Origin of the sequence: Leucobacter sp. M11 (genome assembly GCF_035726885.1) — a bacterium.
Lineage (GTDB): Bacteria > Actinomycetota > Actinomycetes > Actinomycetales > Microbacteriaceae > JAPFRB01.
In genome coordinates, this window is sequence record NZ_JAPFRB010000004.1 from 317986 (window position 1) to 319344 (window position 1359).

Consider the following 1359-nt stretch of genomic DNA (forward strand, 5'->3'; position numbering starts at 1 on the left):
GGTGAGCCCCACGAGCACGCTCGGGCCGAGCGGGCAACCGCCGAGCGCAACGGGCACGGCCCAGCCCGAACGGATCGTCGACACGGGTGGCTCGGCTCCGGCCCTCGGGATCGCGGCCGCCACGGCCCTCGTCCTGACCGGGCTGATCCTGGCGCTCCGGCGACGGCTCCGGAACCCGATCGGCGAGTGAAGCTGTGCCCGCGAGTGGTGCCGCTCGGTGGCTGGGGCTTAGCCCGCGTGCGGGGGCTCCTCGGCTTCGGCCAGGAGTTCCCGGACCCGGGGGATGACCCGGGTGCCGTAGAGCTCGATGCTGCGCAGGAGCTGCGCGTGCGGCATAGGGCCGTTCGCGTACTTCAGGTCAAAGCGGTCCAGGCCGAGCGTGCGCACCGTCTGCGCGATGCGGCGGGCGACGGTCTCGGGGGAGCCGACGTAGAGCGAGCCCGCCTCGATCTCGTGCTCGAACTCAGCGCGGGTGGTCTCCGGCCAGCCGCGCTCGGCGCCGATCCGGTTCCGGTTCTCCCGGAAGTGCGGCCAGAGCTGCTCGCGGGCACGCTCGTCGGTGTCGGCGACGTGGCCGGGGGAGTGCGCGCCGAGCGGCATGGGCTCGTAGCCGAGCTGCTCCGTGGCCCGCTCGTACAGGCGAACATAGGGCAGGAACCGGGCGGGGTCGCCGCCGATGATCGCGAGCATCATCGGGATCCGGCTCTGCACCGAGCGCACGACGGACTCCGGGCTGCCGCCGACGCCGATCCACGCCGGGATCTTGCCGCCCTCGGTCTTCGGGAAGACCTCCTGGTTGTCGAGCGGCGTGCGGTAGGTGCCCGACCAGGTCACGGGCCCCTCCTCGCGGAGCTTCGTGAACAGGTCGAGCTTCTCGGAAAAGAGCGTCTCGTAGTCGGCGAGGTCAAAGCCGTAGAGCGGAAACGACTCGGTGAAGGAGCCGCGGCCCAGCGTGATCTCGGCCCGCCCGTTGCTGACGGCGTCGAGCGTCGCGAAGCGCTCCTGGACGCGAACGGGGTCGTCGCTGGAGAGCACCACGACGGCGGTGCCGAGCAGGATGCGCTCCGTGCGGGTCGCGAGGGCCGCGAGGACCATGTCGGGGGCGGAGATGGCGAAGTCGTCGCGGTGGTGCTCGCCCACGCTGAAGGCGTCCACGCCGACCTGATCGGCCAGCTCGCCCTGCGCGAGCACCTCGCGGAGCACCGCGGCGGCGCTCTGTGCCTTCCCGGCCTCGTCCACGGTCATGTCCCCGAAGGTGTCCAGACCGAAGGCCACTGCGTTCGCGGTCATCCGCGTCCCCTTTCGTCAGCGCGGCGGTGTCCGCGTGAACACTATAACCGGCGGGGGACGGCCCGCATT

At 71.8% G+C, this 1359-nt stretch carries 2 protein-coding genes; one reads left to right on the forward strand and one right to left on the reverse strand.

Going from position 1 to position 1359, the window contains the following annotated elements:
* The coding region (locus OOT08_RS13535) for a hypothetical protein (RefSeq protein ID WP_325093293.1) at positions 1 to 190 on the forward strand (190 nt) is incomplete at its 5' end.
* 38 nt (positions 191 to 228) lie between these two features.
* Here the strand turns inward: OOT08_RS13535 and OOT08_RS13540 are convergent.
* A complete protein-coding gene (locus OOT08_RS13540; protein ID WP_325093294.1) occupies positions 229 to 1290 on the reverse strand; it encodes an LLM class flavin-dependent oxidoreductase in 1062 nt (353 codons plus the stop codon).
* Positions 1291 to 1359 lie beyond the last annotated feature (69 nt).